Origin of the sequence: Bradyrhizobium cytisi, from assembly GCF_008123515.1 — a bacterium.
GTDB classification, from domain to species: domain Bacteria; phylum Pseudomonadota; class Alphaproteobacteria; order Rhizobiales; family Xanthobacteraceae; genus Bradyrhizobium; species Bradyrhizobium cytisi.
The window spans coordinates 36,917-61,848 of sequence record NZ_VSSR01000032.1; the positions used below are offsets into that span (position 1 = coordinate 36,917).

The 24,932-nt window shown below is 63.9% G+C and carries 26 protein-coding genes; 12 read left to right on the forward strand and 14 right to left on the reverse strand.

Annotated elements, in window-relative coordinates; genetic code table 11:
• Nucleotides 1-51 precede the first annotated feature (51 nt).
• Together FXB38_RS20140 and FXB38_RS20145 are read left to right on the forward strand one after the other, a co-directional pair.
• Nucleotides 52-522, forward strand: coding sequence for a hypothetical protein (locus FXB38_RS20140; RefSeq protein ID WP_148752727.1), 471 nt, complete (start codon nucleotides 52-54; stop codon nucleotides 520-522).
• Nucleotides 523-646: 124 nt separating this feature from the next.
• Nucleotides 647-2,872 carry a PAS domain-containing hybrid sensor histidine kinase/response regulator gene (locus FXB38_RS20145; RefSeq protein ID WP_187435011.1) on the forward strand — a complete coding sequence of 742 codons (2,226 nt, stop codon included), beginning with the start codon at nucleotides 647-649 and terminating at the stop codon, nucleotides 2,870-2,872.
• Between the two features lie 104 nt (nucleotides 2,873-2,976).
• On the opposite strand, the gene coaA is transcribed toward FXB38_RS20145, so the two are convergent.
• From coaA to hisB, 7 genes are all read right to left on the reverse strand, one after another.
• Nucleotides 2,977-3,933 carry a type I pantothenate kinase gene (coaA, locus tag FXB38_RS20150; protein WP_148752729.1) on the reverse strand — a complete coding sequence of 319 codons (957 nt, stop codon included), beginning with the start codon at nucleotides 3,931-3,933 and terminating at the stop codon, nucleotides 2,977-2,979.
• Nucleotides 3,934-3,961: 28 nt separating this feature from the next.
• On the reverse strand, nucleotides 3,962-4,288 hold the full coding sequence (locus FXB38_RS20155) for a phosphoribosyl-ATP diphosphatase (RefSeq protein ID WP_148752730.1): 327 nt from the start codon (nucleotides 4,286-4,288) through the stop codon (nucleotides 3,962-3,964).
• A 78-nt stretch (nucleotides 4,289-4,366) separates the two neighbouring features.
• Nucleotides 4,367-5,143, reverse strand: coding sequence for an imidazole glycerol phosphate synthase subunit HisF (hisF, locus tag FXB38_RS20160; protein WP_148752731.1), 777 nt, complete (start codon nucleotides 5,141-5,143; stop codon nucleotides 4,367-4,369).
• A gap of 3 nt (nucleotides 5,144-5,146) precedes the next feature.
• The gene (gene hisA, locus FXB38_RS20165) at nucleotides 5,147-5,884 is read right to left on the reverse strand and encodes a 1-(5-phosphoribosyl)-5-[(5-phosphoribosylamino)methylideneamino]imidazole-4-carboxamide isomerase (RefSeq protein ID WP_148752732.1); all 738 of its coding nucleotides are present in this window, start codon (nucleotides 5,882-5,884) and stop codon (nucleotides 5,147-5,149) included.
• The gene (gene hisH / locus FXB38_RS20170; protein WP_148752733.1) at nucleotides 5,881-6,531 is read right to left on the reverse strand and encodes an imidazole glycerol phosphate synthase subunit HisH; all 651 of its coding nucleotides are present in this window, start codon (nucleotides 6,529-6,531) and stop codon (nucleotides 5,881-5,883) included. Before hisH ends, hisA begins: the two co-directional genes overlap by 4 nt.
• On the reverse strand, nucleotides 6,528-7,058 hold the full coding sequence (locus tag FXB38_RS20175; RefSeq protein WP_148752734.1) for a DUF2628 domain-containing protein: 531 nt from the start codon (nucleotides 7,056-7,058) through the stop codon (nucleotides 6,528-6,530). The genes hisH and FXB38_RS20175 overlap by 4 nt, the downstream gene beginning before the upstream one ends.
• Before the next feature lie 67 nt (nucleotides 7,059-7,125).
• Nucleotides 7,126-7,719 (reverse strand): imidazoleglycerol-phosphate dehydratase HisB, encoded by a 594-nt coding sequence (hisB, locus tag FXB38_RS20180; protein ID WP_148752735.1) that lies wholly within the window; start codon nucleotides 7,717-7,719, stop codon nucleotides 7,126-7,128.
• Nucleotides 7,720-7,911: 192 nt separating this feature from the next.
• Here hisB and hslV point away from each other — a divergent pair, with 192 nt between their 5' ends.
• The 5 genes from hslV to FXB38_RS20205 are packed head-to-tail and all read left to right on the forward strand — an operon-like array spanning nucleotide 7,912 to nucleotide 12,100.
• On the forward strand, nucleotides 7,912-8,472 hold the full coding sequence (gene hslV, locus FXB38_RS20185) for an ATP-dependent protease subunit HslV (RefSeq protein ID WP_148752736.1): 561 nt from the start codon (nucleotides 7,912-7,914) through the stop codon (nucleotides 8,470-8,472).
• 3 nt (nucleotides 8,473-8,475) lie between these two features.
• Entirely contained in the window at nucleotides 8,476-8,961 is a 486-nt protein-coding gene (locus FXB38_RS20190) for a GNAT family N-acetyltransferase (RefSeq protein WP_148752737.1), read from the forward strand.
• A complete protein-coding gene (locus FXB38_RS20195) occupies nucleotides 8,958-9,590 on the forward strand; it encodes a DUF2585 domain-containing protein (protein ID WP_148752738.1) in 633 nt (210 codons plus the stop codon). The genes FXB38_RS20190 and FXB38_RS20195 overlap by 4 nt, the downstream gene beginning before the upstream one ends.
• 52 nt (nucleotides 9,591-9,642) lie before the next feature.
• The gene (gene hslU, locus FXB38_RS20200; protein ID WP_148752739.1) at nucleotides 9,643-10,947 is read left to right on the forward strand and encodes an ATP-dependent protease ATPase subunit HslU; all 1,305 of its coding nucleotides are present in this window, start codon (nucleotides 9,643-9,645) and stop codon (nucleotides 10,945-10,947) included.
• A gap of 28 nt (nucleotides 10,948-10,975) precedes the next feature.
• Complete coding sequence (locus FXB38_RS20205) at nucleotides 10,976-12,100, forward strand: hypothetical protein (protein WP_148752740.1); 1,125 nt, start codon at nucleotides 10,976-10,978, stop codon at nucleotides 12,098-12,100.
• Here the strand turns inward: FXB38_RS20205 and FXB38_RS20210 are convergent.
• Genes FXB38_RS20210 through FXB38_RS20220 form a run of 3 tightly spaced genes read right to left on the reverse strand, consistent with a single transcriptional unit; the run spans nucleotide 12,097 to nucleotide 14,904 of the window.
• A complete protein-coding gene (locus tag FXB38_RS20210; RefSeq protein WP_148752741.1) occupies nucleotides 12,097-12,690 on the reverse strand; it encodes a Smr/MutS family protein in 594 nt (197 codons plus the stop codon). The genes FXB38_RS20205 and FXB38_RS20210 overlap by 4 nt on opposite strands.
• Entirely contained in the window at nucleotides 12,687-14,222 is a 1,536-nt protein-coding gene (gene mltA / locus FXB38_RS20215) for a murein transglycosylase A (RefSeq protein ID WP_187435012.1), read from the reverse strand. Before mltA ends, FXB38_RS20210 begins: the two co-directional genes overlap by 4 nt.
• The gene (locus tag FXB38_RS20220; protein WP_148752743.1) at nucleotides 14,200-14,904 is read right to left on the reverse strand and encodes a Tim44/TimA family putative adaptor protein; all 705 of its coding nucleotides are present in this window, start codon (nucleotides 14,902-14,904) and stop codon (nucleotides 14,200-14,202) included. Before FXB38_RS20220 ends, mltA begins: the two co-directional genes overlap by 23 nt.
• Nucleotides 14,905-15,321: 417 nt before the next feature.
• Between FXB38_RS20220 and secB the strand changes: the two genes are divergently transcribed.
• A complete protein-coding gene (secB, locus tag FXB38_RS20225; RefSeq protein ID WP_148752744.1) occupies nucleotides 15,322-15,807 on the forward strand; it encodes a protein-export chaperone SecB in 486 nt (161 codons plus the stop codon).
• A gap of 9 nt (nucleotides 15,808-15,816) precedes the next feature.
• Here the strand turns inward: secB and dnaQ are convergent, their stop codons facing one another.
• Genes dnaQ through FXB38_RS20245 form a run of 4 tightly spaced genes read right to left on the reverse strand, consistent with a single transcriptional unit; the run spans nucleotide 15,817 to nucleotide 18,686 of the window.
• The gene (gene dnaQ / locus FXB38_RS20230; RefSeq protein ID WP_148752745.1) at nucleotides 15,817-16,536 is read right to left on the reverse strand and encodes a DNA polymerase III subunit epsilon; all 720 of its coding nucleotides are present in this window, start codon (nucleotides 16,534-16,536) and stop codon (nucleotides 15,817-15,819) included.
• Nucleotides 16,537-16,577: 41 nt separating this feature from the next.
• A complete protein-coding gene (gene coaE, locus FXB38_RS20235) occupies nucleotides 16,578-17,177 on the reverse strand; it encodes a dephospho-CoA kinase (protein ID WP_148752746.1) in 600 nt (199 codons plus the stop codon).
• A 23-nt stretch (nucleotides 17,178-17,200) separates the two neighbouring features.
• Complete coding sequence (locus tag FXB38_RS20240; protein ID WP_148752747.1) at nucleotides 17,201-17,809, reverse strand: Maf family protein; 609 nt, start codon at nucleotides 17,807-17,809, stop codon at nucleotides 17,201-17,203.
• Nucleotides 17,810-17,846: 37 nt separating this feature from the next.
• Nucleotides 17,847-18,686 (reverse strand): pyruvate, water dikinase regulatory protein, encoded by an 840-nt coding sequence (locus tag FXB38_RS20245; protein WP_148752748.1) that lies wholly within the window; start codon nucleotides 18,684-18,686, stop codon nucleotides 17,847-17,849.
• A gap of 460 nt (nucleotides 18,687-19,146) precedes the next feature.
• Between FXB38_RS20245 and hemJ the strand changes: the two genes are divergently transcribed.
• From hemJ to mnmG, 4 genes are all read left to right on the forward strand, one after another.
• On the forward strand, nucleotides 19,147-19,581 hold the full coding sequence (hemJ, locus tag FXB38_RS20255) for a protoporphyrinogen oxidase HemJ (RefSeq protein WP_148752749.1): 435 nt from the start codon (nucleotides 19,147-19,149) through the stop codon (nucleotides 19,579-19,581).
• 247 nt (nucleotides 19,582-19,828) lie between these two features.
• Complete coding sequence (gene rho, locus FXB38_RS20260) at nucleotides 19,829-21,094, forward strand: transcription termination factor Rho (protein WP_027535007.1); 1,266 nt, start codon at nucleotides 19,829-19,831, stop codon at nucleotides 21,092-21,094.
• Between the two features lie 327 nt (nucleotides 21,095-21,421).
• A complete protein-coding gene (mnmE, locus tag FXB38_RS20265; RefSeq protein WP_148752750.1) occupies nucleotides 21,422-22,726 on the forward strand; it encodes a tRNA uridine-5-carboxymethylaminomethyl(34) synthesis GTPase MnmE in 1,305 nt (434 codons plus the stop codon).
• A 278-nt stretch (nucleotides 22,727-23,004) separates the two neighbouring features.
• Nucleotides 23,005-24,909 carry a tRNA uridine-5-carboxymethylaminomethyl(34) synthesis enzyme MnmG gene (mnmG, locus tag FXB38_RS20270; protein ID WP_148752751.1) on the forward strand — a complete coding sequence of 635 codons (1,905 nt, stop codon included), beginning with the start codon at nucleotides 23,005-23,007 and terminating at the stop codon, nucleotides 24,907-24,909.
• The last annotated feature ends 23 nt before the right edge of the window (nucleotides 24,910-24,932 follow it).

Consider the following 24,932-nt stretch of genomic DNA (forward strand, 5'->3'; position numbering starts at 1 on the left):
CTGCAAACCATAGGCCCACAAGTCCAGTCCGGGCCCGGCGAGTAGAGCGTCATGTTGCGTTTCAAGATCCTGGCCTCGGTGGTTCCCCTGTTGGCGGCTGCGGTGTTCGCCCGCAACGAGATCACATCGGTCTCGCATCCTTGCATCGCCCTCGGCGACACCTCGGTCGAGCTGACATCCCTGTTCTGGACGGCCGGCGTCCATGTCGCCTTCACCGACGATGTGTCGCGGGCCACGGTGCGGGTCCAGATCACCGACGATGCGGATGCCGCCGACTTCGCAGTCGTGGACGACGGCGCGAGCGACGAGCCGAGCGCCTGCCAGGCCAATCCGGCGACGCGCCTCATCACGATTGCCGCGCAGCCGGTCGATGACGGCCCGGTCATTTATCTCTCCGCAGATGGTCCCGCTGACTTCCGTGTTTACGTCCGTTCGAAGACATTTACGCAGAAGGAGGCCGCAGCCCTGATCGTCGGCGCTCATGGCCCCCACCCACTCCCCCTCCAGGCCGCTTCGCTCTGAAGCGTTAACACCTCGTCAACCCTGTTTGGAGCTCGCCGCAAAGCCTCAAGCTGTTCGCAAGGTCGGCGAGACATCGTCGCAAGCGGCGGTGGCGGGTTTCGGACAAGAGTCGGGGTCGGTGGCAATGGGTCGGACGTTCCGGATCAAGGTGCGCATGCGCCGCTTCAGACGACAGCACCCCCGAATTGCCTTCGCGATCCGCTCCTTCATGATCTTCTCGGCGACGTTCGGCGGCGCCTATGGCTTCGTCACCGGCAGCCGCGCGCCGAATTCCGGCTACGATCCCAACACCTTTGCGATCGGCGCGAGCTTCCTGTTTGCGCTGGCCTGCCTCGGTCTCGCGACGCTCAGCATGCGGCTGCGCTTCGTCAACAAGCGGATGCGCAAGCTCGCCGCCCACAACGAGGCGCTGATCGACCGCAATTGGGAGCTGAAGGAAGCCGAAGAGCGCGCCCGCAGCCTGTTCGAATCGCAGGGCGATCTGATCGTGCTGCGTGACCATCAGGGCCGCATCACCTTTGCCAACGACGCCTATTGCGCGCTGGCCGGGCAGACGCGCGGTGCGCTGGTCGGCACGCGGTTCGACTTCGACGTGCTGGAGCAGGGCGATAGCGCGCGCGAGAGCAACGGCACGCGCATCCACGACCAGAGAATCTCCACCCCGCTCGGCGCGCGCTGGATAGCCTGGCGCGAAGGATTCGTGCGGCTCGATGCCGGCCAGCCAGCCGAACTGCAGAGTGTCGGCCGCGACGTCACCGACCGCACCGAGACCGAACGCGCGCTGTCGGATGCGCGCGACCAGGCCAACGCCGCCAACCGCGCCAAGTCGCGCTTCCTCGCGATGGCCTCGCACGAGATCCGTACCCCCCTGAACGGGATCATCGGCATGGGCGGGCTGTTGCTCGACACCACGTTGACGCCGGAGCAGACGACCTACGCCAGGGCCGTGAAAACCTCGGGCGAAGCGCTGATGGCGCTGATCGAGGAGCTGCTCGACTATTCCAAGATCGAAGCCGGCAAGCTCGATCTCGACCAACGTCCCTTTGCGCTCTCGACCTTGATCGAGGAGGTCACCGAGCTGCTGGCACCGCGCGCGCAGGCGAAAAACCTCGAGATCGCTTCCTATGTCGACGAGCGCCTTGCGCTGGAAGTCGTTGGCGATGCCGCACGGCTGCGCCAGGTGCTGCTCAATCTCGCCGGCAACGCCATCAAATTCACCGCAAGCGGCGGCGTTGCGCTGATCGTCGAGCCCGGCATCTGGCCGAACGAGATCAGCTTTCTGGTCCGCGATACCGGCATTGGCATCGTGCCAGAAGCACAGTCGCGCATCTTCCGCGAATTCGAGCAGGCCGACGACCGTGTCGCCCGCACCTATGGCGGCACCGGGCTTGGCCTTGCCATCAGCGAGCGCATCGTCAAGCGCATGGGCGGTCGCATCACGCTGGAGAGCGCACCGGCTCAGGGCTCGACCTTCGAGGTCGCAATCCCGCTCGCGCCGTCGCATGGAAACACCGGACAGACCGCGTTTCCGAGCCCGGACCTCGCCGGCAAGTCGATCCTGCTGGTGGCTGACGGCATCGAGGCGTCTCTGATCGCACGGCGGCTGGAGCGCTGGGGCGGCCAGACCTGCCTGGTCGCGGATGCGGCTGTGGCCGAAGCGCTGCTGCCGGAACGCCCATGGCATGCCGTGGTGGTCGATCGTGCGCTCGGTCCGGCTGTTGCCGATCGCCTGGGCGAAGTCGCCCGTGCTCACGCGACGCAGCGGCTCGTGCTGCTGACGCCGAGCTCGCGTCATGACAAGCTTTCGCCGGCGTTCACCGGCTTCCTGGTCAAGCCACTGCGCGCAGCCTCCCTCGCCGCGCGTCTCGCGCTGACGCCGGAAGTCGCCTCGCCCGATCTCGCGCCCGAGCCTGTCGAGCGGGCCGCGGTCAGAACGCCTGCCAACGGCCTCTCGATCCTTGTCGCCGAGGACAACGAGATCAACGCGCTCTTGATGCGATCGCTGCTCACAAAACTCGGTCACCGCGTCGTCATCGCGGTCCATGGCGAGGCCGCGCTGGAATCCTGGCTCGCGGCCAGCTCCGCCGGTACGCCCTATGATCTGGTTGTGATGGACATCCAGATGCCGCAGCTCGACGGCATCGAAGCAACCAAACGCATCCGCGCCCATGAGGCCGCCACCGGCGGCCACCACACGCCGATCCTCGCGCTGACCGCGAACACGCTGGTGGAAGATCGCTACGCCTGCTTCGAGGCGGGCATGAACGGGTTTCTCATCAAGCCGCTCGATCGGGAGAAGCTGGACGAGGCGCTGGCCGGGCTAGCGGCATCACGGCGTCTGGTGGTGTAGGGAGGTCTCTCCGCCGTCATTGCGAGCGGAGCGAAGCAATCCAGACTCTCACCGCGGAAAGATTCTGGATTGCTTCGCTGCGCTCGCAATGACGAGTGTGTTGCCTACAGCCTTCGCAGCGCCACGCTCTCTACCGCGTGATCCGCGGCCTTCTTCAGGATCAGCGTCGCGCGGGGGCGGGTCGGCAAAATGTTGTCCTCGAGATTGGCGAGGTTGGTGCGCTCCCAGATCGCGGTGGCGGTGGCGGTGGCCTCCTCGTCCGACAGGAGCGCATAGCGGTTGAAGTAGGATTTTGGATTGGTGAACGCGGTGTCGCGCAACGCCAGGAAGCGCTTGATGTACCAGCGCCGCAGCGCCGCCTCGTCGGCGTCGATATAGACCGAGAAGTCGAAGAAGTCGGAGACCACGGGCACCGCCTTGCCGTCGCGCGGCAGCTTGCCGGTCTGCAGCACGTTGACGCCCTCGACGATCAGGATGTCGGGCTGGTCGATCTCGGCCCATTCGTTCGGTACGATGTCGTAGGTCAGATGCGAATAGACCGGCGAGCGCACGTGGCGGCGGCCCGACTTGATGTCGGACAGGAAGTTGAGCAGCAGCGGCAGGTCGTAGCTCTCCGGAAAGCCCTTCTTCTGCAGAATGCCTTGCTGCTCGAGCAGGGCCTTCGGGTAAAGGAATCCGTCGGTGGTGATCAGGTCGACCTTCGGACGCGGCGACCAGCGCGCCAACAAGGCCTGGAGCACGCGGGCCGTGGTGGATTTACCGACCGCAACCGAGCCGGCGACGCCGATGATGTATGGGACCTTGCGGTCGCGGATGTTGAGGAACTGGCGCTCCGCGTAGTACAGGCGCTGCATCGCATCGACATAGATCGAGAGCAGCCGCGACAGCGGCAGATAAATGTCCTCGACCTCCTTGAGATCGAGGCGATCGTGCAGCGAGCGCAGCCGGTCGAACTCGCCCGGCTCCAGCGTCATCGGCGTGTCGTCGCGCAGCCGCGCCCATTCTTCGCGCGAATAGACGCGGTATGGATTATATTGCTGCTCGGGTGCGCGGATATCCATGACGCGACCTTCTCCGTAAAGAACTTGGCTAGCTGCCGCTCTTGCGAGACGCTTTCTCTTCCAGCCCGGACATGTTCGTACGCTTGTCCAGCGCCGCCTCCACCTCTTCCAGTTTTACGCCGCGCGCCTTGAGCAGCACAAGGAAGTGATAGAGCAGGTCGGCACCCTCGGCGATCAGATGATCGCGATCGTTTTCGACTGCTGCGATTACGGTTTCGACTGCTTCCTCACCGAACTTCTTGGCGCAATGTTCGGCGCCCTTGTCGAGGAGCTTGCGGGTATAGGAGCCCTCCCCACCGGAGGCCGCGCGGGCATCGATGGTTACGGCGAGATCGTGGATCGTGAAACGCGGCATACTGAATACTCGAAACGCGCGTCTGGCCGGTTGGGCCAGTCCCGCCGGTTGATGTAGCACTTTTATGAACGGAAGTCGTCAGGCATCCAGCCGCATGGGTAGTCCGCGCCGGGCCATGTGCTCCTTGGCTTCGCGGATGGTGAATTCCCCGAAGTGGAAGATCGAGGCGGCCAGTACGGCGGTGGCACGCCCGTCGCGGATGCCATCGACGAGGTGGTCGAGATTGCCGACGCCGCCGGAGGCGATCACGGGAACGGGAACGCTGTCGGCAATGGCCCGGGTCAGCGGAATATCAAAACCCTGCCTGGTGCCGTCACGGTCCATCGAGGTGAGCAGAATTTCACCAGCGCCGAGCGAGACCACTTCCTGGGCATATTCGATGGCGTCGATACCGGTCGAGTTGCGGCCGCCATGGGTGAAGATCTCCCAGCGCTCGCCGCCGCCGGCGCGCTTGACCCGCTTGGCGTCGATCGCGACCACGACGCACTGCTCGCCGAATTTTTCGGCGGCTTCCTTGACGAACTCGCGCCGCGACACCGCGGCGCTGTTGATCGAGACCTTGTCGGCGCCGGCGCGCAGCAGCGTCTTGATGTCGTTGACCTCACGGACGCCGCCGCCGACGGTGACCGGCATGAAGCAGGCTTCGGCCGTGCGGCGGACCACGTCCAGCATGATGCCTCGGTTCTCATGGGTCGCGGTGATGTCGAGGAACGTGAGCTCGTCGGCGCCGGCGGCGTCATAGGCGATCGCCGCTTCGACGGGGTCGCCGGCATCGCGCAGATCGACGAAGTTGACGCCCTTGACGACGCGGCCGTCCTTGACGTCGAGGCAGGGGATCACGCGCACCTTGAACATGTGTCAGCTCCCGGGCGCGTTGCGGATCAAGGTGAGGGCGGTGGCGGGATCGAGGCGGCCGTCATAGAGCGCACGGCCGGCGATCGCGCCGGCGAGCTTTTTGGCGCGCGGCGTCAGCATCGCCTTGACGTCCTCGATCGAGGCAAGACCGCCGGAAGCAATCACGGGAATCGTGATGCTGTCTGCCAGCGCAATGGTCGCATCGAGGTTGAGGCCCTTGAGCAGGCCGTCGCGCGCGATGTCGGTGAAGACGATGGCGGCAACGCCGGCGTCCTCGAAACGTTGCGCGATCTCAAGCACCGTCACTCGCGAGGTCTCGGCCCAGCCTTCGACCGCGACCTTGCCGTCGCGCGCGTCCAGCCCGACCGCGACGCGGCCGGGGAACTTTTTCGAGGCCACCTTCACCAGCTCCGGATCCCGCACCGCGGCCGTGCCGATGATGACGCGGGTGATGCCCTTCTCGAGCCAGGCCTCGACGGTCGCAATATCGCGAATACCGCCACCGAGCTGCACCGGAATCTTGATCGTCTTCAGCATCGCCTCGACGGCCTGCGCATTCACCGGCTTGCCGGCGAACGCGCCGTCGAGATCGACGACGTGGAGATACTCAAAGCCCTGCGAGACAAAGCTCTCGGCCTGGGCTGCGGGGTTGAGATTGAACACGGTCGCGCGAGCCATGTCGCCTTGCTCGAGGCGCACGCACTGGCCGTTCTTGAGGTCGATGGCAGGAAAGAGAATCACGGCTTCCATCGCAAAAAGTTCGAGATCAGGGCCAGGCCAAAACGCTGGCTCTTCTCGGGGTGAAACTGCGTGCCGATGGCGGTGTCCTTCGCGACGATCGCGGTGACAGGCCCGCCGTAGTCAGCGCGCGCGAGCACGTCCGCCTCGTTGGCAGCGTTGAGGTGATAGGAGTGCACGAAATAAGCGTGCTGGCCCTTGGGCCCGAGCGGCAGCTTGTTCAGCACCGGGTGCTCCCTGAGCACATCGAGCGTATTCCAGCCCATGTGCGGGATCTTCAGGCTTTCATCGCGCGGCGTGATCTTCTCGACGTCGCCGCCGATCCAGTTCAGGCCTTGCGTGATGACATGCTCCTTGCCGCGGGTGGCGAACAGCTGCATGCCGACGCAAATGCCGAACATCGGCCTCGCCTTGACGCGCACGGCTTCGGTGATCGCCTCGACCATGCCGTTGACGGCATCGAGCCCGCGCCGGCAATCGGCAAAGGCGCCAACGCCCGGCAGCACCAGACGATCGGCGCCGTAGGCCTGATCCGGATCGCTGGTCACGAAGACCTTCTGCGGATTCTCCATGCCGCGCGCAGCACGCTCAAACGCCTTGGCGGCGGAATGCAGATTCCCGGAACCGTAATCGATGATGGCGATGCTCATCTTGACCCTCCCGGTTCTGGAAACAATCCAATGATGCCGCCGGCCGGAATCGGCGGCGGGTTGGAAAATTGCTGACCCGGCAGATTGCGGGTAGGCGGCGGCCCGCCGCGATCGACGGCCCATTGATCGTTGACGATGCCGCGCTGTGTCTTGCTCCAACGGTCGAAGAAGCGCCGCTCGGCGGTGTCCTCGTCGTCAGCGACGACGACGTCGAGCTGCCGCCACTTGCCGCGCGACAGCGTCCAGCGGCGCAGGCTCGAGGCCTCGAAACCCATCAGCAGCGCGACGATGGTGTTGGCAAAGAAGATCGAGCTGCGGCCGACGCCGAGGCTGTGCAGCCCGGCATCGAACGCGGCGAGAAAGACGATCCAGCCGATCAGGGCCAGCCAAAGCCTGTTCCAGGCCAGCCAGAACGGCCCAAAGATCATCGCCCAGAAATGGAAGCCGTCGCGCACGAACACGAATCTGTCGGTCGCGCGCAGGTCGGCCCCGGCTGGGGTGGGAGCATGAACTGTGTAGACAGGCATTTTCGATGCCCCGTTCTCGAGAATTGAGCAGATGCCGCCGGCGGCGTTTGATTAACCGACGGAGATGTCAGCCGCCGAGCGAGCCCTTGGTGGACGGGATCTCTCCCACCGCCTTGGGATCGATCGCAACCGCCGTGCGTAGCGCCCGCGCCAGGCCCTTGAAGCAGGACTCGGCGATATGGTGGCTGTTATCGCCATATAGGGTCTCGACGTGGAGAGTCACGCCGGCGTTGATGGCGAAGGCCTGAAACCACTCGCGCACCAGCTCGGTGTCGAATTCACCGATCTTGTCACGGGGGAAGTCGGCCTTGAACACCAGGAACGGGCGGCCCGAGATGTCGATGACCACGCGCGTCAGCGTCTCGTCCATCGGCATGTGCACGCCGGCATAGCGGGTGATGCCCGCCATGTTGCCGAGCGCCTGCTTGACCGCCTGGCCGAGCGCGATGCCGGTGTCTTCGGTGGTATGGTGATGATCAATGTGGAGGTCGCCAACCGCCTTGACCGTGAGGTCGATGCGGGAATGGCGGGCGAGGAGATCGAGCATATGGTCGAAAAAGCCGATGCCGGTCGCGATATTGGCCACGCCGGTGCCATCGAGGTTCACGGTGACCTCGATGTCGGTTTCCTTGGTCTTGCGCTTGATCGTCGCGGTGCGCATTGAAAGCTGGTTTCCATCCTGGCTTGAGGGCCGAAAACGCCAGTCTATTAACAGCCAAATGACGCCTTCGCTACTGCGGGAACGGCTGGCCGGGCTCTACTTCTGCCTATGGTGAGCGAAATTGGGCCCGGAGCGGCCCGTTGTGCGCCCGCTCTCGACCCCCTAAATCAGGCCGGACAACGAGGGTCATTTATGCAGGATTCCCAGAACAGCTCGCCGGTCTGGCACGGCACCACGATTTTGACCGTCCGCAAGGGCGGCAAGGTGGTGGTCGGCGGCGACGGCCAGGTCTCGATCGGCCAGACTGTGATCAAGTCCAACGCCAAAAAGGTCCGGAAACTCGGCAAGGGCGACGTTATCGGCGGCTTTGCCGGCGCCACCGCCGACGCTTTCACCCTGTTTGAGCGGTTGGAAAGCAAGCTCGAGCAATATCCAGGGCAATTGACCCGGGCCGCGGTCGAGCTCGCCAAGGACTGGCGCACCGACCGCTACCTGCGGCGGCTGGAGGCCATGATGATCGTGGCCGACAAGGACGTCTCCCTGGTGCTGACAGGGACCGGCGACGTGCTCGAGCCCGAGGCCGGCGTCATGGCGATCGGCTCCGGCGGCAATTACGCGCTGGCCGCCGCCCGCGCCCTGATCGACACCGACAAGGACGCCGAGACCATCGTCCGCCGCTCGCTCGACATCGCCGCCGACATCTGCGTCTACACCAACCGCAACGTGACCATCGAAGCGCTGTCGGCCGGGTAGGGCATGGCCCCCGCCTACACGTTCCGCCCGATGACCGCGGCCGATCTGCCGCTGGTCCGCCGATGGCTGGGCGAGGCGCATGTGCGGGAATGGTGGGGCGATCCGGACGAGCAGTTCGCGCTCGTCAGCGGCGACCTCGACGAACCCGCAATGGACCAGTTCATCGTGTTGGCCGGGATGCGGCCGTTCGGCTATCTTCAATGCTACGACCTGACCGCCTGGAATACGGGCTTCGGGCCGCAATCGGAGGGCACGCGTGGGATCGATCAGTTCATCGGCGAAAGCGACATGATCGGGCAGGGCCACGGTTCGTCGTTCATTCGCCAATTCGCCGAGGAGCAGTTGCGGCACGGCCTGCCGCGCATCGTCACTGATCCGGACCCGCGCAACCGACGCGCCGTGCGTGCCTACGAGAAGGCAGGCTTCGTCCGCGATCGCATGGTCGATACGCCGGACGGAGCAGCGCTGCTGATGGTGCGCGAGAATTGACGCTAACAAGCACGCACGAAAGCAAGCTCGCCGTCCCGCCGCTCGCCTGGGCCGGCATCGCACTGCTCCTGCTGGCGCTTCAGGCCTCGATCCTGCTTGCGATGGGCCGGGTGCCGATCTGCACCTGTGGTTACGTCAAGCTGTGGCATGGCATCGTCAACAGCTCGGAAAATTCGCAGCACATTGCCGACTGGTACAGTTTTTCGCACGTCCTGCACGGCTTCCTGTTCTACGGGCTGACCTGGCTGCTGTTCGCGCGCGTCGCGTTCCTGGCACTCGCCCTTCCAAGTCTTTCCTGGCCGGCGCGGCTGATCATGGCCATGCTGATCGAGGGCGCCTGGGAGGTCGTCGAGAATTCACCATTCATCATCGAGCGCTACCGCGCCGGCACGATCTCGCTGGACTATTTCGGCGACAGCATCGTCAATTCGCTCTCGGACACGCTGTTCATGGTGCTGGGGTTCCTCGCCGCACGCACGCTGCCGGTCCCGGTGACGGTCCTTCTGGGGCTCGCCTTCGAAATCATGCTGGCGTTCCATATTCGCGACAATCTGACGCTCAATATCCTGATGCTCATCCATCCGATCGAGGCCGTGAAGCAATGGCAATCCGGTCCGCCGATCATTTGACGGTCAAAAAAGCGGCTTGTCCTTGGCCCCCTCCCGCCCTAGCTAAGATCCCATGACAGACTTCTCTCCCCGCGAAATCGTTTCCGAACTCGACCGTTTCATCGTTGGCCAGGCCGACGCCAAGCGCGCCGTCTCGATCGCGCTGCGCAACCGCTGGCGCCGGCAGCAGCTCGAAGGTTCCTTGCGCGAGGAAGTGCTGCCGAAGAACATCCTGATGATCGGGCCCACCGGCGTCGGCAAGACGGAAATCGCGCGGCGGCTCGCCAAGCTCGCCAACGCACCGTTCCTGAAGGTTGAGGCGACAAAATTCACCGAGGTCGGCTATGTCGGCCGCGACGTCGAGCAGATCGTGCGCGACCTCGTCGAGGTCGCGATCGCCCAGGTGCGCGAGCGCAAGCGCAAGGACGTTCAGGCGCGCGCCCAGCTCGCAGCCGAAGAGCGCGTGCTCGACGCGCTGGTCGGCGCCAATTCCAGCGCAGCGACGCGGGAATCCTTCCGCAAGAAGTTGCGCGCCGGCGAGCTCAACGACAAGGAGATCGAGGTCGAGACCCAGTCGTCCGGCAGCGGCATGCCGATGTTCGAGATCCCGGGCATGCCGGGCGCGCAAATGGGTGCGATCTCGATCGGCGACATCTTCGGCAAGATGGGCGGCCGCAGCAAGACGCGGCGGCTGACGGTCGAGGGCTCGCACGAGATCCTCATCAACGAGGAATCCGACAAGCTGCTGGATACCGATCAGCTGACGCTGGAGGCGATCAGCGCGGTCGAGAACAACGGCATCGTGTTCCTGGATGAAATCGACAAGATCTGCGCCCGCGACGGCCGCGTCGGCGGCGACGTCTCGCGCGAGGGCGTGCAGCGCGACCTGCTGCCCCTGATCGAGGGCACAACGGTCTCGACCAAGCATGGCGCGGTCAAGACCGACCACATCCTGTTCATTGCCTCCGGCGCCTTCCACGTCGCAAAGCCGTCCGACCTGCTGCCGGAATTGCAGGGCCGGCTACCGATCCGCGTCGAGCTGCAGGCGCTGACCCGCGACGACATGCGCCGCATCCTCACCGAGCCCGAGGCCTCGCTGATCAAGCAATATGTCGCGCTGTTGCAGACCGAAGGCGTCACGCTCGACATCACCGACAGCGCCATCGACGCGCTCGCCGACGTCGCGGTCGCCGTCAATTCGACCGTCGAGAACATCGGCGCGCGGCGGCTCCAGACCGTGATGGAGCGGGTGCTGGACGAAATCTCCTTCACCGCCCCCGACCGCAACGGCGAGACCGTCCGGATCGATGCCGATTTCGTGCAGACGCACGTCGGCGACCTCGCCAAGAACGCTGATCTGAGCCGGTTTATTTTGTAATTCCGGGCGACCGCGCTATTGATGCGGCGTGACCGCACGCATCCTGCAAAACCCCTGGCGCCTTCTGCTCGCGATCAACGCCGCCGTGATCGTCGGCGTGCTCGTTCACAAGATCCAGCTGCCGCCTTACGTCCCCTACATCCACCTCCTCGTCGACTACCATTTCGGTTTCATCAAGCGCGCGCTGATCGGGGCGATCGTCGCGCTGTTCACGGCCAAGGTGCCGGTCTGGCTGGTGTTCGCGCTCGGTGGCGCGACGTGGCTGGCGACGCTGGGGCTGTACGCAAGACTGTTTCAGAAGACGTTCGGCTTCACGGCGAAGACGCTGCCGCTGTTCGTCTTCATCGCGGGATCGCCGTTCTTCCTGAAGAACTTCATGCACACGCTCGGCCATTTCGACATCTATGGCTGCGTGCTGGCGATCATCCTGCTGCTGATGCCCGCGGGCTCATTGCTGTTCGTGGCGACGGCCGCGCTGTTCTCGATCATCCTCGTCCTGATCCACCACATTCATCTGCTGATGTATGTGCCGACGATCATCACCATCGTCGTAGTCAGGCACTATCTCGCTTGCGGCCTCAATCGCGGCAATCTCGCGTTCGGCATCGTCGCCCTCGCCGCGATCTCTGCGCTGTTCTTCGCCGCGCAGTTCCTGGGGACGATGCCGATCCCCGAAGCGGATTTCGTCGCCTATCTGAAGACCCGGACGGCCGATCCCTCGCGCACCGATCTCTTACAGTTCAGCTACATCTGGTATCAGCCGCTGGCGAAGGAGATTTCGGACACCTGGGCTTGGCTGCCGCACAACATCCCTGGCATTCCCGTGTTCGCCCTATTGATCTGGCTGCACACGCCGCTATGGCGTTATTTTGCTGACCTGATCGGCTCGCTCGCGCACGAGGCCCACCGACGCCTCGTCATCGCGGCGCTAATCGGCGTCAGCTTCGCCTATCTCATGATGTTCGCGATGGTGTTCGACTATTCGCGCTGGATCTCGAATTGGGCGGTCTGCATGTTCCTGATCCTGCATGCGGTGAAGATGCTGCCGACCAGCAAGGAGGCCCCGCTGATTCCGGCCGAAGACCAGAAGACCAACATCTTCGGCTTGATCATCACGCTGATCCCGCGCGTCGGAATCGTCCGGCCGTTCTAGAATCTTGCCCGTCTGATCCGCACATAGAGCGCGCCCTCGCCGCCATGGCCGATCCCGGCTTCCTCGAACCCGACCACGAAGGCGCGGAATTCCGGCAGGCTCAGCCATTCCGGCACCTGCCGGCGCAGCACGCCGCTTTCGCCGCCGCTGCGGCCCTTGCCGGTGATGACCAGGACAAAGGTCAAGCCGTCGTGGTGCGCGCGGTGCAGAAAGCCGGTCAGCGCGCGGTGCGCGCGCAGCTGGGTCATGCCATGCAGATCAAGCCGCGCCTCGATCTCGCTGCGGCCGCGCGACAGTTTTGTCCGCTCGCGCTTGCCGAGCGGGGCGAGCGGCGGCATCGCCGGTTTTGACGGACGCGGGGCGGGCGCTTGCGTCAATGGCCGCGGCGACGGCGTTGGCTTGGCAACAACCGCTGTGGGCGAGGGCTCAGCGCGCGGCGCAGTCGGCACCTTCGTCGCGCGATGCTTCCGCAGCGGCTTGACCTGCTTTGCAACGAGCTCCCACAGCTCGCGGTCTTCCTCGCTGAGTCCACGCCGGCGCGACAAAGGACGCGGAGGATCCAGCACGGGCGGACGGGACGATCGTTTCATTGCTGGTGGGAACGACTTTTCATGTGCCTGCGCGGTTCGCGGACAGGTTCTATCACAGGACGCGGCGCCGGCAGCGGCACCGGGCCGGCAATCGCGACGGTCTCGCCCTTCGCTGGGTCCTTGGCCGGATTCTTGGCCGGATCCTTGGCCGGATCCTTGGGACCGGTCTGCGGAAACAGCTTTGCGATCTTCTCCGACGGCCGCGGATCCGGCACCGGCAGCCTTGCGGCGCGGACGCCGGGGTCGAGGCTCTTCGGCACCAGCATCACGAAATGCATGGGGTGGCGCAGCCGGCCCGAGACGCGGCCCGCGTCAGCGCCCGCGCCAAAATAGAGATCGGCGCGCGCGGGGCCGATAATGGCCGAGCCGGTATCCTGCGCAATCATCAGCCGATGGAACGGGGTCCTGGCACGGTCGGACTCGATCGGCAGCTCGCCTTCGATGAAGAACGGCGTGCCGTAGACATGGAGGGATTTGTCGACCGCGATCGAACGGCCGGCGGTCAGCGGGATGCCTTGCCCACCGACGGCTTCGTCCTTGTCGGACAGATTGACCTCGCGGAAGAAGATGTAGGCGCGGTTCTGGCGCCGCAGCTCCTTGGCGCCGTCGGGGTTCTGCGCCATCCACTCCCTGATCTTCTGCATCGACATCTCTTCCTTGGGAATGATGCCACGCTCGATCAGGACACGCCCGACGGCCGTGTAGGGATAGCCGTTGTAGGAATCGTAGTTGAGCCGGATGGTGCCGCCGTCGTCGAACTTGATCCGCGCCGAGCCCTGGATCTGGGCGAACAGCAAATCGGTCGGGTCCTTCAGCCAGGCGATCTCGAGCCCGCGGCCGGCGATCTTGCCGTCCTCGATCTCGCCGCGGTCGTAATAGGGCACGAGCTTGCGGCGGCCGATCTTGCGATAGACCGATCCCTTGTTGGGCAGGCTGACGGAGGCCTGATTGTAGCCGCGCACGAACAGGTTCGAGGGCCGGCGATAGACCGGGACGTTGTAGACATCGGTCTGCGTGCGCGATCCCTCCAGCACCGGCTCGTAATAGCCGGTGACGAAGCCGTCGGGCTCGCCGAGACGCGAGATCCGCAGCGGCGAAAAATTGTCTTCGAAAAAAGTCCTTGCCTGGGTGTCGTCGGCCGGCTCGAGTGATTTGGCGGCCCGGCACGGTTCGCTCAACGAGCCGCCCAGTGCCTTCTGTTCACCCGCGCCGGTCTGCGCGTTGATCGATCGGCAGCTGGCGCGAAAGGTCTTGTAAGCCGCGAGATGATCGTCGTCGCTCCACCCCTTCACATCCGCCCAAGCCAGCGGCAGGTATTGTGCGCCGGGAATTTCGAACGGCAGAGGGAGCTGCGGATAGGGCAACGCGCGCGGCGGGATCGCGGCGACTTCGGGAAGGCGATGGTAATGGCTGCGGGAATGGCGCCGCGCAGCCTCGGCGCCAAGCGAAAACGAAGCCAGCACGACGACACCTGCGCAAAGCGCCGTCGCGCTGTTCTTCAGAAAGATCTTAGTTCGCGCTTCCGGTGCCAACCAGCTTCCAGTTCGGATCGCGAGAGGTGGTGTCGCGGGCGAAAGTCCAGATGTCGGTGATGTCGGCGACCGTGTCGGCGCTGCCGTCGACGATGTTGCCGGCCTTGTCACGGGTGGCCGAGATCATCTGCGAGACGAAGCGGATGGTCAGCTGTGCCGTGCGGTCGCGCAGCTCGGCGCCGGCCAGCTCGGCCTTGTCGATCGAGACGAAGCGCGTCTCGGTCTTCTGCTCGTTCTTCTCGCGGTCCTTGATCGCGGCGTCGAAGCTCTCATAGACCTCGGATGACAAGAGGTCGCGCAGCGCGCGGCGATCGCCATTGGCAAAGGCCAGCACGATCATCTCATAGGCGCCGCGGGCGCCCGAGATGAAGTGGCGCGGATCGAAGGTGGAATCCCGCTCGACGATCGCGTCGAGGCCCTGGGCGAGCGCAGTGCCGGGCTCGGTCAGGCCCTTCCAGCGGTCGGAAGGCGGGGTCGGCTCGGCCGTCGGGGCCAAGGGCGCCTGGTCGATCACCTTGCCCGGCATGGTCACGACGTTCTTGTCCGGCGCACCACCCAGCGCATTGCGAGCCGCGCGGTCGAACGGCGGCCGCTCGTTGCCGGTCCGCTGGCCCAGCACGCTACGCAGTCGCAGGAAAATAAAGACCGCCAACGCCAGGAAAATGATGGTGTAGATGTCCACGTGGTATTCGCTTTCTGGTCTTCTCGAGAAGGGGGTCGCCGGGAAAATCGATCCGGCCAGTAGACCGTTCCATACGGGAACGGCAAGTCTACATCGCCCTTTTGGGTCCGCGCGTTACGTCCGCCGGATGTAGGCACGAAATTTGGCCCGGCCAATGGCGCCTTTTGGCACAGCGCGGAGTGTAGCGCGTTTTATGCTTAAGGGGAAACCCGATCCTGCCCGGAAATCGCGCATCTTCAAGCGTTTAACCTGCGATTTCGGGTTCCGGGCGGATCAGGCGTCACAGTTGCGGGCGCGGGCCGGATCGATCCTCCGGAGCCGTTCGTCCTTGTGGAATGAGGCGGCCCTATGTTAGCCAACCGCCGCGAAATTCAGCCCAAATCGGGTTCAGCCCAAATCGGGTAAGGAGACACTTCGATGACCAACGGTAACGGTACCCCTCCCGAGGCGGCCCAGGCTCCCCAGCTCAACGTGCTGGCGCAATATACCAAGGACCTCTCGTTCGAAAATCCGAACGCACCGACCTCGCTCCAGCCGCAGAGCCAGGCGCCCCAGATCAACATCCAGATCAATGTCAGCGCCAACAATCTCAGCGAATCCGAGTTCGAGGTGACGCTGTCGGTCGAGGGCAAGGCCGAGAACGCGGGCAAGGTGATGTTCTCGTTCGAGCTCGCCTATGCCGGCGTGTTTCGGATCGTCAATGTGCCGAAGGAGAACCTGCACCCGCTGGTCATGATCGAGTGCCCGCGCCTGCTGTTCCCGTTCGCCCGCGAGATCATCGCGACCGCCGTGCGCGACGGCGGGTTCCCGCCGCTGATGCTGGACCCGGTCGATTTCGTCGGTCTCTATCGCCAGAACATGGAGCGGCAAATGGCCGCCGGTGGTCAGGCCGGCCAGGCTTAACTAATAGGCCTAACCAGCCGGATTGACGGCAGCTGGAGCGGGCAAGAACTCGTTCCAGATCGCCTTGTCGCCGAGCGTTGCGATGAAAGCCCGATGGGCTTCGCGCTCGGCGTCTGAAACCCGCGGCGCGAGCGGCACCGACCGCTGCCGCCGCGGCGCATCGCCGGCGGCATTGACGCGAATGTCCTGGGAGTCCGACGCCAGCAGCAGCTGCGACTGCCGCGCCCCGACCAGATCGACATAGACTTCTGCGAGCAGTTCGGAATCGAGCAGCGCGCCGTGCTTGGTGCGGTGTGAATTGTCGATCGCGTAGCGCGAGCAGAGATCGTCGAGCCGGTTCGACACACCGGGATGCTTGCGCCGCGCCAGCAGCAGCGTATCGACCAGCCGCTCGCGCGGGATCGCGGCGCGCTTGATCCGGTCGAGCTCGGCATTGATGAAGCTGATGTCGAACGAGGCGTTGTGGATCACCAGCGGCGCATCGCCGATGAACGCCAGGAAATCGTCGACGACCTCGTGGAACAGCTGCTTGGTCGACAGGAACTCGGCCGACAATCCGTGTACGGCAAAGGCTTCCGCCGGCATGTCCCTTTCAGGATTAATATAGACGTGAAACGTCTGTCCCGTCGGCATGCGGTTGAAGATCTCGACGCAGCCGATTTCAACCAGCCGATCGCCGCGGAGCGGATCGAGGCCGGTGGTTTCGGTATCGAGAACGATTTCACGCATGATTTTGAGGTGCCGTGCAAGAAGCCTTGTAAGTCGGCGAATCAGGCTCGCCGCTGCGGCATCTTAACGACCTCGGCCAGGATGTGCGTGATTTGCGCGCGCACCGGCTCCAGTCCGTGTGAGGTATCCACGACGAAATCGGCCCGCTTGCGCTTTTCAGCGTCCGGCATCTGCTTGGCGATGATGGCGTCGAGCTTGGTCTCATCCATGGTTCCCCGCGCCAGCACCCGCTCGCGCTGCAGTTCCGGCGAGGTCGAGACCACGACGACGGCGTCGACGCGCTTCTCGCCGCCGGTCTCGTACAGCAGCGGTATGTCGAGAACCACAACCGGCGCCTTGGCGGCTTCCGCATCGGCAAAGAATTTTTGCCGGGAGGCGCCAAGCATGGGGTGAACGATCTGCTCGAGCTGCTTGATCGCGGCCGGATCGTGCACAACGCGCGCCGACAGTTTGGGACGATCGACCTTGCCGTTCGCGGTGGTGCCGGGGAAGGCGGCCTCGATCGCAGGCGCGGCCTCGCCCTCATACAGCTGATGGACGGCGGCATCGGCGTCGTAGACGGGCACGCCAGCCTCCGCGAACAATTTTGCGGTGGTGGATTTGCCCATACCGATCGAGCCGGTCAGTCCGAGAATCCGCATCAGCGCAAAACCATCCCTGTCAGTTACACCGCAATGAGCCGCTCACGCCGCAGGAACGCAAGCAGCGGCAGCAACGGCAGGCCGAGAATGGTGAAATGGTCGCCCTCGATGCGCTCGAACAGATGGATGCCGAGGCCTTCGAGCTGATAGGCGCCGACGCTCGTGGTGACGGCATCGCCGGCGGCGTCGAGATAGGCCGAAAGTTCGCCCTCGGACATCTGCCGCATGGTCATGCGGGCGACCGACACATCCTCGAAGACAATCCTGCCGTCACGGGCCACCGCGACGGCCGAATTCAGCTCGTGGCTATGGCCGGCGAGATCGCGCAATTGTGCCAGCGCCTGAATGCGACCGGCAGGCTTGTTGAAGAGACGGTCGCCGAGGGCGAGCGTCTGGTCGGCGCCGATCACATAACTTCCGGGACGATGGGCCGAAACCGCCTTGGCCTTCTCGCACGCGAGCAGCAGGCCGATTTCGCGCGGGTTTGAAAGTTTTGACGCAGCCTGAATGCCGCGCTCGTCGATGTCAGCGGTAACGGTCTCGAATTCGAGCCCGGCGTTCGCCAGCAGCATCTTTCGTGCGCCGCTCTGCGAGGCCAGGATCAACGGAGTTTTGCCGCGCCACAGACCCATTTTCGAGAACTATTCCCAAGGCTATTCAGATGGCAGACTATTCAGATGGCCGGTTGCGTTGGCGATCGCTATAGAGCTTCATGATCGCCGCCGCGGTTTCCTCGATCGAGCGCCGCGTGACGTCCAGCAGCGGCCAGTCATGCTTGGCGCTCAGCTTGCGCGCAAACGCGACCTCCTCGGTGACCGACTGCCTGTCGGTATAGGTGTCGCTGCCGGATTCGGCGCCCATGGAGAGCAGGCGGTTCTGACGGATCTGGATCAGACGCTCCGGCGTCGCATGCAGGCTTACCACCAGCGGCCGGGTCAGCGTCTCCAATTGCGCCGGCACGGGAATGCCCGGAACCAGCGGCACGTTGGCGGTGCGGATGCCGCGGTTGGCGAGGTAGATCGACGTCGGCGTTTTCGAGGTGCGGGACACGCCGACCAGGACGACGTCGGCCTCCTCGAGCCCGTCGACGTGCTGGCCGTCATCGTGGATCATCGTGTAGTTCAGCGCGTCGATGCGCTTGAAATATTCGGCATTGAGCACGTGCTGCGCGCCAACGCGACCCGTGGTCGCTGCTCCGAGATAGGCTTCGAACAACTGCATGACCGGGCCGATGATCGAGAGGCTCGGAACGTTGATGTTTTTGCACTTGTCCTCGAGCCGGGACACCAGGTCTTTCTCCAGCAGCGTGAACAGCACGATGCCGGGCGCTTCCTCGATCTCGTCGAGCACGCGATCGAGCTGCTTCTGGCTGCGCACCAACGGATAGACATGCTCGACCGGCGTGACGTTTGCGTACTGCGCGGCGACGGCGCGGGCGACCGTGATCAGGGTCTCACCGGTGGAGTCCGAGACGAGGTGCAGATGGAAATAATTGTTCGAGGTCGGCACAAAAACTCTTTGTATGAAGGCGGTGTGGTTTGTGGATTTCTGTGGACCTTAACCGCTCGGAAAGGGTTGCGCGACACCAGGGGCGGGACAAGTGCCAATTTTCTTCACACCACTGCCCATCGGAACAAGTTTGGGAGCCTTCCGAGAGGGAAACGGGATTGCGCGGACAAGTCCCTTGATAAACTGCGGATCAAAACGCGCAAGCCTTTGAGCCCGGGTGACTTATCGGGGTCTGGCAGGAACCGCATTGGACATGTTGATGGATGTGAACAAGCGTCTGCGAAGTGGCGGACGGCATTGTGTGAGTCCAATCCACCGTCACTCAGACTCAAACCTTAAGAATCTAAGATTCTTTATTGGAGAAGGGCGCTCCAGAGAGATATGTGTGCAGGTGAGACCTTAACGAGTTCTTACTATCCCCAGATCGCCGGACGGCTGGGCGCAAAGGCGGACGCCGGACATGTTTGAAGACGTCTACCTCTGGATCAAGGCGCTGCACGTGATCGCGGTCATCTCATGGATGGCCGGCATGCTCTATCTGCCGCGGCTGTTCGTCTATCACTGTGAGGCCGAGATCGGCTCGAAGCAGTCGGAAACGTTCAAGGTCATGGAACGCCGTCTGCTCAAGGCGATCATCAACCCCGCCATGATCGTCACCTGGCTTGCCGGGCTCTACCTCGCCTGGGCCGGCCATTGGTTCACTTTCGGCTGGCTGCACGTAAAACTGGCACTGGTGCTGGCGATGTCCGCCGCCCACGGCTTTTTTTCCCGCTGGCTCAAGCAATTCGCCGCCGACAAGCGCCCGCACAGCCAGAAATTCTTCCGGATTATCAATGAGGTGCCGACCGTCCTGATGATCATCATCGTCATCATGGTGATCGTGAAGCCGTTCTAGGCAGGAATCGTGAATGATCGCTCAGCGCTTCGGCTTGCGGAGTGACAAGCGATTTTCTATATTAGCGATATCCCACCCAACGCAGGCGGATGTGGTTGGTCCGAGCTTTCCAGAGGCCGGACACCGCATCAGGTTTGAAGCCCCCACCGGCGCTCTCCTTGCCAGACCTGCGGACCTTACCTTCTCGCGTCCGCATTTCAGAGCCTCCTCGCACCCCCTCCCAAGGTTACCCCACAGGACCACCCCAATGCGGGAAATTAAACTTCAGGACCTCAAGTCGAAGACGCCGGCCGAGCTTGTCTCGTTCGCGGAAGAGAACGGGGTCGAGAATGCCAGCACCATGCGCAAGCAGGAGCTGCTGTTCGCCATCCTCAAGCAGCTTGCGCTGGCCGAGACCGACATCGTCGGCGAGGGCGTCGTCGAGGTGCTCTCCGACGGCTTCGGCTTCCTCCGCTCGCCCGACGCGAATTATCTGCCTGGCCCGGACGACATCTACGTTTCGCCCTCCCAGATCCGCCGTTTCGGCCTGCGCACCGGCGACACCATCGAAGGCCACATTCGCAGCCCGAAAGAGGGCGAGCGTTATTTTGCGCTGCTGAAGGTCAACACACTCAATTTCGAGGACCCGGAAAAGGCCAAGCACAAGGTCAATTTCGACAACCTCACGCCGCTGTTTCCGAATCAGCGTTTCCGCATGGAAATCGACGATCCGACGCGAAAAGACTTGTCTGCAAGGGTGATCGACATCGTCGCCCCGATCGGCAAGGGCCAGCGCGCTTTGATCGTCGCGCCGCCGCGCACGGGTAAAACCGTGCTGATGCAGAATATCGCGCATTCGATCACGCACAACCATCCCGAATGCTATCTGATCGTGCTGCTGATCGACGAGCGTCCGGAAGAAGTCACGGACATGCAGCGCTCGGTGAAGGGCGAGGTCGTGTCGTCGACCTTCGACGAGCCGGCCGTGCGTCACGTCCAGGTCGCCGAGATGGTGATCGAAAAAGCAAAACGTCTGGTCGAGCACGGCCGCGACGTCGTCATTCTGCTCGATTCGATCACGCGCCTCGGCCGCGCCTACAACACCGTGGTGCCGTCATCCGGCAAGGTGCTGACCGGCGGTGTCGACGCCAACGCGCTGCAGCGCCCGAAGCGCTTCTTCGGTGCCGCCCGCAACATCGAGGAGGGCGGCTCGCTGACCATCATCGCGACCGCGCTGGTCGATACCGGCAGCCGCATGGACGAGGTCATCTTCGAAGAGTTCAAGGGCACCGGTAACTCGGAACTGATCCTTGACCGCAAGGTCTCGGACAAGCGCACCTTCCCGGCCATCGACATCTCGCGCTCCGGCACCCGCAAGGAGGAGCTCATTACCGACAATCAGGTGCTGAAGAAGATGTACGTGCTCCGCCGCATCCTGAACCCGATGGGCACCATGGACGCGATCGACTTCCTGCTCGACAAGCTGCGCTCGACAAAGAGCAATTCGGAGTTCTTCGATTCCATGAACACCTGAGATCAACACCTGAGCCAGGGTGCATCAAGAGCTTTAAGGGCGCCTTCGGGCGCCCTTTTTTGTGCGGCTTTGCTGCAGCGATTGCGTAGCATTACGGTGGGATCGGCGTCGGAGCCAAGTCTGTCTTAGCCTATTGATATATCTGAATAATACTTGACTTCTCCTTAGCCGACCTGGTGCGCGAAGGCTTTTTTTGCAGCAGCAAAGCGCTGCGGTTATGTTGCGGTGCAATATGGTCGTTGCTGCGGGTTGGGATGCAGCAACACGGGTTGCGGTCGCCCGAGAACGGGCCGTTTGCCTTTTTCCGTCGAGCCGGACAAATAGGCCATGCACCCGCGAGACCAGACCATCTTTGCGCTGTCGTCCGGCCGTCCGCCGAGCGCAATCGCCATGGTGCGCGTCTCAGGCCCGCAGGCCGGCCTGGTGCTGACGACGCTCGCAGGCAAGCTGCCGGCGCCGCGGCAGGCCAGCCGCCGGCTGCTTCGGGACGGCGCGGACCAACCGATCGACGATGCGGTCGTGCTCTGGTTTCCGGGGCCGGGGACTGCGACCGGCGAGGACGTCGCCGAATTCCACGTCCATGGCGGACGCGCGGTGCTGGCCGCGCTCCTCGCCGCTATTTCTCTAATTCCGAATACACGCGCAGCCGAGCCCGGGGAATTCACGCGGCGCGCGTTCGAGAACGGCAAGCTCGATCTCACCGAGGCCGAGGGCCTCGACGATCTCATTCACGCCGACACGGATCGCCAGCGCCGCCAGGCGCTACGGCAGCTGCAAGGCCTGCTTGGCAATCGCGCACGCGACTGGCGCGAGCGCATCATCGAGGCGTCGGCGCTGATCGAGGCGGGCATCGATTTTTCCGACGAGGGCGATGTGCCCGCGGAATTGACGGCGCCGGCCGTGAAAGCGATCCAGGTGCTGCACGATGAAATTACAAAAGTCCTTGCGGCACAGGGACATTCTGAACGCCTGCGTGACGGCCTGGTGGTTGCGATCGCAGGCGAGCCGAACGTCGGCAAGTCGACGCTGATGAATCAGCTCGCGCGCCGCGAGGTCGCGATCGTGTCGCCCCACGCCGGCACCACGCGTGATGTGATCGAGGTGCAGCTGGATCTCGATGGCTATCCCGTTACCGTCATCGACACTGCCGGCATTCGCGAGACCGACGATCCTGTCGAGCAGGAAGGCGTGCGCCGGGCGAGGGCACGGGCTGAGGACGCCGACCTCGTGCTGTGGCTGGTGGAGGGCGAGCGCGCCGTCGATCCGTCCGGCGGCCAGATCTGGATCGTGCGCAACAAGATCGATCTCGGGGGAGTAGGGTCACCCGGCGAGTTCGGGATCTCGGCGAGCCGAGGCGACGGCATTCCAGAGCTGGTCGAGGCCCTCGTCAAATTCGCGGCCGAGTTTTTCGGAACCACCGAGGGCGCGTTGGTGACCCGGGCCCGGCAACGAGATCTGTTGGGCCGGGCGTCGGACAGCTTGCGCCGGAGTCTGGAGCTTGTAGAAGAGGGCGAAGAGCTCGCCGCCGAAGAGCTGCGAGCTGCCGCCTATGCCCTGGGCCGGCTGCTCGGCCGGGTGGACGTCGAGGACGTCCTTGGCGCCATTTTCCAGAAGTTCTGTATCGGAAAGTAGCGCTAGTTCTTTAGTGTAGAACTAGTCCTTGTTCCGTTGCTTGGGTTTTAGGGTTTCACGTGAAACACATTCCCCTCTTGGCTCGCGCGCCGTCCGCAGTTCCGCCGGGCGCTCGCGTTTCACGTGAAACAATAGCCATCCCAGCGCACTTCCTACTGTGCATGGGGTTGTTTTCGCGAAGACGCGCCGGCTCTCTCCGCGACCCCGTTTCACGTGAAACAGCCACCTCGCCCAGTTTCTACTTCCGGCTTTCCTGCCGCTGAGCTAGAAGACCGCACATGCGACCAGAGCGAGATAGTTTCGACGTCATCGTCATTGGCGGCGGCCACGCCGGCTGTGAAGCTGCGGCTGCCTCCGCTCGGATGGGTGCGACGACCGCTCTGGTGACGCACCGTTTCTCCACCGTGGGCGCGATGTCCTGCAATCCCGCCATTGGCGGTCTCGGCAAGGGCCATCTGGTCCGCGAGGTCGATGCACTCGATGGCCTGATGGGGCGGGTCGGCGATGCCGGCGGCATCCAGTTCCGCGTTCTCAATCGCCGGAAGGGTCCGGCGGTTCGTGGCCCGCGGGCTCAGGCCGACCGAAAGCTCTATGCGGCTGCGATGCAGGCCGCGATCCGGGAGACCGAGGGCCTCGTCGTCATCGAAGGCGAGGCCGACGAGCTGATCGTGATCGATGGCCGGGTCACCGGACTGCGCCTGGCGGACGGTCGGGTGCTCCGGGCAGGGGCTGTCGTCATCACCACCGGCACATTCCTCCGCGGTCTGATCCATCTCGGCGAGAAGAACTGGCCCGCCGGCCGCGTCGGCGAGGCCCCGGCAATGGGTCTTTCCGCCTCCTTTGAGCGCGCCGGCTTCACCCTTGGACGCTTGAAGACCGGGACGCCGCCCCGTCTGGATGGCTCCACCATCGACTGGTCCGCGGTCGAGATGCAGCCCGGAGACGAGCCGCCGGAGCCGTTCTCGGTGATGACCGAGCGGATCACGACCCCACAGATCCAGTGCGGGATAACCCGGACGACGGCCGCCACCCACGAGGTGATCCGGGCCAATGTTCATCGCTCCCCGATGTATTCCGGCCAGATCAAGAGCTCCGGTCCGCGCTATTGCCCCTCGATCGAGGACAAGATCGTCCGCTTCGGCGATCGCGATGGCCATCAGATCTTCCTGGAGCCGGAAGGGCTCGACGACACCACCGTCTATCCCAACGGCATCTCGACCTCGCTGCCGGAGGAGGTCCAGCTCGCGATCCTCGCCAGCATCCCCGGGTTGGAGCGGGTGAAGATGGTCCGACCGGGCTATGCCATCGAGTATGACCACGTCGATCCCCGCGAACTCGATCCGACCCTCCAGACCAAGCGTCTGCGTGGTCTCTTCCTGGCCGGGCAGATCAACGGCACGACGGGATACGAAGAGGCCGCCGGGCAGGGCATCGTAGCCGGTCTCAACGCGGCACTGTCCGCCAGTGGGGCTGCACTGACGGTGTTTGACCGTGCAGATGGCTATCTCGGGGTCATGATCGACGACCTCGTGACCCGCGGGATCAGCGAGCCCTATCGGATGTTCACCTCGCGGGCCGAATACCGGCTGACCCTGCGGGCCGACAATGCCGATCAGCGCCTGACCGAGAAGGGCATTGCGCTGGGTTGTGTCGGCAGTGCCCGGACCCGGCATCATCGCGCCAAGATGGATGCCCTGAACGCGGCGCGGACGCTGTCGAAGTCGCTCACCATCACCCCGAACGAGGCGATCAAGCACGGACTGTCCCTAAACCGGGATGGCCAGCGCCGCTCGGCCTTCGAGCTCATGGCCTACCCGGATATCGGCTGGAGCCAGATCCGCACGATTTGGCCGGAGCTGTCCTCCATTGATCCCGTCATCGCCACCCATCTCGAGATTGACGCCAAGTACGACGTCTATCTGGAGCGCCAGACCGCCGACGTCGAAGCCTTCCGCCGCGACGAGGGGATGGTGCTGTCGGAGGTCGACTACCAGCAGGTTCCGGGTCTCTCCAACGAGGTCCGCGCCAAGCTGGAGAAGGCGCGGCCGTTCACGGTCGGCCAAGCCGGCCGGATCGACGGCATGACGCCAGCGGCGCTCGGCATCCTCGCGGCCTATCTCCGCCGCGAGGCGCGCAAGAGTACCAATGTGACTTCCAAGGTAACTTCCAAGGCAATCGCATAGGCGTTTCACGTGAAACAGCGCGG

Excerpts from the sequence above, each read along its gene's own strand:
- FXB38_RS20140 (WP_148752727.1), top strand. The coding sequence starts at position 52 with ATGTTGCGTTTCAAGATCCTGGCCTCGGTGGTTCCCCTGTTGGCGGCT.
- FXB38_RS20145 (WP_187435011.1), top strand. The coding sequence starts at position 647 with ATGGGTCGGACGTTCCGGATCAAGGTGCGCATGCGCCGCTTCAGACGA.
- coaA (WP_148752729.1), bottom strand. The coding sequence starts at position 3,933 with ATGGATATCCGCGCACCCGAGCAGCAATATAATCCATACCGCGTCTAT.
- FXB38_RS20155 (WP_148752730.1), bottom strand. The coding sequence starts at position 4,288 with ATGCCGCGTTTCACGATCCACGATCTCGCCGTAACCATCGATGCCCGC.
- hisF (WP_148752731.1), bottom strand. The coding sequence starts at position 5,143 with ATGTTCAAGGTGCGCGTGATCCCCTGCCTCGACGTCAAGGACGGCCGC.
- hisH (WP_148752733.1), bottom strand. The coding sequence starts at position 6,531 with ATGAGCATCGCCATCATCGATTACGGTTCCGGGAATCTGCATTCCGCC.
- FXB38_RS20175 (WP_148752734.1), bottom strand. The coding sequence starts at position 7,058 with ATGCCTGTCTACACAGTTCATGCTCCCACCCCAGCCGGGGCCGACCTG.
- hisB (WP_148752735.1), bottom strand. The coding sequence starts at position 7,719 with ATGCGCACCGCGACGATCAAGCGCAAGACCAAGGAAACCGACATCGAG.
- hslV (WP_148752736.1), top strand. The coding sequence starts at position 7,912 with ATGCAGGATTCCCAGAACAGCTCGCCGGTCTGGCACGGCACCACGATT.
- FXB38_RS20190 (WP_148752737.1), top strand. The coding sequence starts at position 8,476 with ATGGCCCCCGCCTACACGTTCCGCCCGATGACCGCGGCCGATCTGCCG.
- hslU (WP_148752739.1), top strand. The coding sequence starts at position 9,643 with ATGACAGACTTCTCTCCCCGCGAAATCGTTTCCGAACTCGACCGTTTC.
- FXB38_RS20210 (WP_148752741.1), bottom strand. The coding sequence starts at position 12,690 with ATGAAACGATCGTCCCGTCCGCCCGTGCTGGATCCTCCGCGTCCTTTG.
- secB (WP_148752744.1), top strand. The coding sequence starts at position 15,322 with ATGACCAACGGTAACGGTACCCCTCCCGAGGCGGCCCAGGCTCCCCAG.
- dnaQ (WP_148752745.1), bottom strand. The coding sequence starts at position 16,536 with ATGCGTGAAATCGTTCTCGATACCGAAACCACCGGCCTCGATCCGCTC.
- coaE (WP_148752746.1), bottom strand. The coding sequence starts at position 17,177 with ATGCGGATTCTCGGACTGACCGGCTCGATCGGTATGGGCAAATCCACC.
- FXB38_RS20240 (WP_148752747.1), bottom strand. The coding sequence starts at position 17,809 with ATGGGTCTGTGGCGCGGCAAAACTCCGTTGATCCTGGCCTCGCAGAGC.
- hemJ (WP_148752749.1), top strand. The coding sequence starts at position 19,147 with ATGTTTGAAGACGTCTACCTCTGGATCAAGGCGCTGCACGTGATCGCG.
- rho (WP_027535007.1), top strand. The coding sequence starts at position 19,829 with ATGCGGGAAATTAAACTTCAGGACCTCAAGTCGAAGACGCCGGCCGAG.
- mnmE (WP_148752750.1), top strand. The coding sequence starts at position 21,422 with ATGCACCCGCGAGACCAGACCATCTTTGCGCTGTCGTCCGGCCGTCCG.
- mnmG (WP_148752751.1), top strand. The coding sequence starts at position 23,005 with ATGCGACCAGAGCGAGATAGTTTCGACGTCATCGTCATTGGCGGCGGC.